This is a genomic window from Methanobrevibacter sp. (assembly GCF_017447225.1).
Taxonomy (GTDB): domain Archaea; phylum Methanobacteriota; class Methanobacteria; order Methanobacteriales; family Methanobacteriaceae; genus Methanocatella.
Genome location: NZ_JAFSNZ010000021.1, coordinates 1 through 3826 on the forward strand (window position 1 = coordinate 1; position 3826 = coordinate 3826).

The window sequence follows — 3826 nt, forward strand, 5'->3', positions numbered from 1 at the left end:
AAAAATTAGAGAATTAAAAAGAACAATTGCTCGTGTTCTTACAATATTGAATGAAAAACAGAAGGAGAATTAAATGTCAAAAATCTGTGATGTATGTGGGCTTCCTGAAGAACTTTGTGTATGTGAAGAAATTGCACGTGAAGTTCAAGCTGTAAAAGTTTTTACAGTTAGAAGAAGATTTGGAAAACTCATGACTATTATCGAAGGTATCGATGAACATGATATTGATATCAAAGAGCTAACCAAAACTCTTAAAGCAAAATGTGCTTGCGGAGGAACTGCTAAAAATAGCCAAATAGAACTTCAAGGTGATCATAAAGTTAAGGTCAAAGAAGTTTTATCTGAAATGGGTTTCTCATCTGATACAATTGAAATTCGTGAATCTAAGAAAAATAATAAAAAGAGAAGATAATTCCTTCGATATGTTCAATAAATTTTATAATTTTTCTGCATGATTTATTATAAATGTTTTAGTTAAGAGATTTGGGAAAATGATAACTTCAAAAAATTTGGTGCATCATGAATTCATTGGATTGAATGTTGATGTAAAAAGTCAAACTAATAAATCTCTTAATTTATATGGAACGGTTATTGATGAGACAAAAAATACCTTCAAAATTGAATCTGAGGGTCAGGAAAAATTAATTCCCAAAAAAGGTTCAATTTTCACATTCGAAATTCCATCTGGTGAAAAAGTCGAAGTGATTGGTGATATTTTGTCCATTCGTCCTGAAGATAGAATAAAAAAAAGGTTTAAAAAAATTTAAATGGTGATAATATGGTTGGGCTTAATGTTCAAGAACCAGAAACTACATGTGATGATCCTAACTGCCCTTTCCACGGTACTTTACCTGTAAGAGGTCAAGTTCTCGAAGGTATTGTTGTAAGTAACAAAGCAGAAAGGACTATTAGTGTCGAACGTAGTTACTATAAATTCATTAGAAAATATGAAAGATATGAAAAGAGAAAATCTAAAATCAATGTTCACAAACCAGATTGTTTAGATGTGAATGTTGGAGATTCTGTAAAAGTTGCAGAATGCAGACCATTAAGTAAAACTAAACATTTTGTTTTAGTTGAGGTTAAAGGAGAGTAAATAATATGAAACCATTAACATCAAGTGTATCTAAAGCATTACCAATTGGAGCAAGACTCCAATGTGTTGATAACACTGGTGCACGTGAAATCGAAATTATTTCCGTAAAAGGATTTAAAGGGGTAAGAAGAAGATTAGACGTTGCTGGTGTTGGAGACTTAGTTGTTGCTTCTGTTAAAAAAGGAACTGCTGACATGAGAAGAGAAATCGTTAATGCGGTAGTCATTAGACAAAAAAAGGAATATAGACGTGCTGATGGTCTTCGTGTCAAATTTGAAGATAACGCTGCTGTTATTATTACTCCTGAAGGAATATTAAAAGGATCTGAAATCAGAGGTCCTGTAGCTAAAGAAGCAGCTGACAGATGGCCTAGTGTAGGTAGTGCAGCAAATATTTTAGTATAGGTGAAAAAATGTCAAAACAACCAAGAAAACAAAGAAAAGCTCTTTATAATGCTCCTGCTCATGCACGTGGTAAACATTTAAGTGCTACTTTAAGTAAAGACTTAAGGGCAGATTTAGGTAAAAGGTCTTTACCATTAAGAACAGGGGATAAAGTTAGAGTTCTCCGTGGAGACTTCAAAGGACATGAAGGAGAAGTTCTCGGTGTTGATTACGGTTCTTACAAAGTAACCATTGAAGAAGTTACTTTATCAAAACCAGACGGAACTGCAGTTTTCCTTCCAGTTGATCCATCTAACTTAATGATTATTGACGCTGATACAAAAGACGAAAGAAGAATTAAAAATAGAGGAGATAATTAAAATGGCTAAAATGGGATCTAGAAAACATCTTAAAAGATACAAAGCACCTAAAACTTGGCCTATTCATCCTAAAGAAGATACCTGGACTGTAAAACCTTCCGCAGGTTCTCACGCTATCGTTGATGCAATTCCATTAACTTTAGTTATCAGGGATATTTTAAAATTAGCTGATAACTCAAGAGAAGCTAAAAGGATCATCAACTCAGGTAACGTTTTAGTAGATGGCAGAGTAGTTAAAGATTATAAATTCCCAGTTGGTTTCCAAGATATCATTGAAATTCCAAAAACTGAAGAAATTTATAGAGTTCTTTTAGATACTAAAGGAAGATTACAATTACACCCAATCGAAGAAAATGATTCAAAATTAAGCAAAATCGTTAATAAGACCACCATTAAAGGCGGTAAAACTCAATTAAATTTACATGATGGTAAAAATGTCATCATTGATGAAAACGATTACGCTGTTGGTGATGTAATCAGTTTAAAAGTACCTGAACAAGAAATCAAAGAAGTTTATCCTTTAGAAATCGGTGCTACTGTTCTTGTTACTGGTGGTAAACACACAGGTGAATTAGGTACTGTAAGTGAAATTATTGAAAATAAATCATCCAACCCAAATACTATTATTATTGAAAATAGTGCTAAAGATGAATTTTTAACTTTAAAAGACTACGCATTTGTAATTGGTGGAGATGCTCCAGAAATTTCTTTATTGGAGGTTAATAAATGAACCCAATGAATGAAGTTAAAATCGAAAAAGCAACTGTCAGTATTGGTGTAGGTGAAGCAGGTGAAAAATTATCACGTGCTATTACTCTTTTAGAAGAGATGTTCGATCAAACCCCAGTTAAAACTTACTCAAAAGTAACTAATCCTGAATGGGGTATCAGAAAACGTCAACCTATCGCATGTAAATTAACTTTACGTGGAGAAAAAGCTGACAAAGCAATTAACATGGTTTTAGAAGGAATCGGTAGAAATATCAAACCTACCCAATTTGATGCTCAAGGAAACCTTTCTTTTGGTATTAAAGAGCACATCGACATTCCTGGAATGAGATATAATCCTGATATTGGTATCTTCGGTATGAATATCAACATTACTTTCGAAAAACCAGGTTATAGAATAGCTAGAAGAAAAATCCAACAAAAGAAAGTTCCTGTCAAACATAGAATTTCCAAAGAAGAAACCATGAAATTTATGGAAGAGAACTTTAATGTTAATTATGTAACTGAAATAGAAGAATAGGTGATTAGTTTGCCAAGAAAATATGGAAAAGCAGCAAAAAAATGTGCTCGTTGTGGAGACCATTCTGCTATGATCAGCAGATATGGATTAAATTTGTGCAGACAATGTTTTAGGGAAATTGCTCCTAAAATTGGATTTAAAAAATATAATTAAGGTGTTATGATATGAGTCTTATGGATCCTCTTGCAGATGCTTTAACAAATATTAGGAATAACGAATTACAAGTAAATGATTCTTGTGTTATTTCTCCAGCATCCAAATTAATTGGAGAAGTTTTAAGCACAATGCAAAAAGAGAATTATATTGGTAACTTTGAATACATCGATGACAATAGAGCAGGAAAATTCACAGTAGAATTACTTGGTAACATTAACAAATGTGGTGTTATCAAACCTCGTCACGCTGTAAAGAAAGATGAATTTGAGAAATTTGAAAAAAGATATTTGCCAGCAAAGAACTTTGGTATCTTAATCGTTACAACTCCTCAAGGAATTATGACTCACTATGAGGCTAAGGAAAGAGGAATTGGTGGACGTTTGTTGGCTTACATGTATTAGGTGATATAATGGTAGTAGCTGCAGCTATAAGGGAAGAAATTGAAATCCCTGAAGGCGTCGAAGTTATAATTAATAATAATGAGGTCACTGTAAAAGGACCTAATGGAGAAAACTCCAGAAAATTTACATATCCTAATGTAAGTATTAATAAAAAAGATGATA

General features: G+C 32.7%; 11 protein-coding genes. All 11 read left to right on the forward strand.

Going from position 1 to position 3826, the window contains the following annotated elements; genetic code table 11:
* On the forward strand, positions 1-73 hold a 73-nt coding region (rpmC, locus tag IJQ68_RS01905; protein ID WP_292796267.1), incomplete at its 5' end, for a 50S ribosomal protein L29.
* Positions 74-412 (forward strand): stress response translation initiation inhibitor YciH, encoded by a 339-nt coding sequence (gene yciH, locus IJQ68_RS01910; RefSeq protein ID WP_058739680.1) that lies wholly within the window; start codon positions 74-76, stop codon positions 410-412.
* Between the two features lie 79 nt (positions 413-491).
* A complete protein-coding gene (gene rnp1 / locus IJQ68_RS01915; RefSeq protein ID WP_292796247.1) occupies positions 492-767 on the forward strand; it encodes a ribonuclease P protein component 1 in 276 nt (91 codons plus the stop codon).
* 11 nt (positions 768-778) lie between these two features.
* Positions 779-1096, forward strand: a complete 318-nt coding sequence (locus tag IJQ68_RS01920) for a 30S ribosomal protein S17 (protein WP_292796249.1) — start codon at positions 779-781, stop codon at positions 1094-1096.
* A 5-nt stretch (positions 1097-1101) separates the two neighbouring features.
* Positions 1102-1500 carry a 50S ribosomal protein L14 gene (locus IJQ68_RS01925; protein WP_058739677.1) on the forward strand — a complete coding sequence of 133 codons (399 nt, stop codon included), beginning with the start codon at positions 1102-1104 and terminating at the stop codon, positions 1498-1500.
* 8 nt (positions 1501-1508) lie between these two features.
* The gene (gene rplX / locus IJQ68_RS01930) at positions 1509-1859 is read left to right on the forward strand and encodes a 50S ribosomal protein L24 (RefSeq protein WP_292796254.1); all 351 of its coding nucleotides are present in this window, start codon (positions 1509-1511) and stop codon (positions 1857-1859) included.
* A 1-nt stretch (position 1860) separates the two neighbouring features.
* Positions 1861-2589 carry a 30S ribosomal protein S4e gene (locus IJQ68_RS01935; protein WP_292796256.1) on the forward strand — a complete coding sequence of 243 codons (729 nt, stop codon included), beginning with the start codon at positions 1861-1863 and terminating at the stop codon, positions 2587-2589.
* Positions 2586-3107 carry a 50S ribosomal protein L5 gene (locus tag IJQ68_RS01940; protein ID WP_292796259.1) on the forward strand — a complete coding sequence of 174 codons (522 nt, stop codon included), beginning with the start codon at positions 2586-2588 and terminating at the stop codon, positions 3105-3107. Before IJQ68_RS01935 ends, IJQ68_RS01940 begins: the two co-directional genes overlap by 4 nt.
* Positions 3108-3260, forward strand: a complete 153-nt coding sequence (locus IJQ68_RS01945) for a 30S ribosomal protein S14 (RefSeq protein WP_198144363.1) — start codon at positions 3108-3110, stop codon at positions 3258-3260.
* 11 nt (positions 3261-3271) lie between these two features.
* On the forward strand, positions 3272-3664 hold the full coding sequence (locus tag IJQ68_RS01950; protein WP_292796265.1) for a 30S ribosomal protein S8: 393 nt from the start codon (positions 3272-3274) through the stop codon (positions 3662-3664).
* 8 nt (positions 3665-3672) lie between these two features.
* Positions 3673-3826 (forward strand): 50S ribosomal protein L6 (gene rplF / locus IJQ68_RS01955; protein WP_292796269.1); only part of this gene is annotated, 154 nt, incomplete at its 3' end.

Excerpts from the sequence above, each read along its gene's own strand:
- yciH (WP_058739680.1), top strand. The coding sequence starts at position 74 with ATGTCAAAAATCTGTGATGTATGTGGGCTTCCTGAAGAACTTTGTGTA.
- rnp1 (WP_292796247.1), top strand. The coding sequence starts at position 492 with ATGATAACTTCAAAAAATTTGGTGCATCATGAATTCATTGGATTGAAT.
- IJQ68_RS01920 (WP_292796249.1), top strand. The coding sequence starts at position 779 with ATGGTTGGGCTTAATGTTCAAGAACCAGAAACTACATGTGATGATCCT.
- IJQ68_RS01925 (WP_058739677.1), top strand. The coding sequence starts at position 1,102 with ATGAAACCATTAACATCAAGTGTATCTAAAGCATTACCAATTGGAGCA.
- rplX (WP_292796254.1), top strand. The coding sequence starts at position 1,509 with ATGTCAAAACAACCAAGAAAACAAAGAAAAGCTCTTTATAATGCTCCT.
- IJQ68_RS01935 (WP_292796256.1), top strand. The coding sequence starts at position 1,861 with ATGGCTAAAATGGGATCTAGAAAACATCTTAAAAGATACAAAGCACCT.
- IJQ68_RS01940 (WP_292796259.1), top strand. The coding sequence starts at position 2,586 with ATGAACCCAATGAATGAAGTTAAAATCGAAAAAGCAACTGTCAGTATT.
- IJQ68_RS01950 (WP_292796265.1), top strand. The coding sequence starts at position 3,272 with ATGAGTCTTATGGATCCTCTTGCAGATGCTTTAACAAATATTAGGAAT.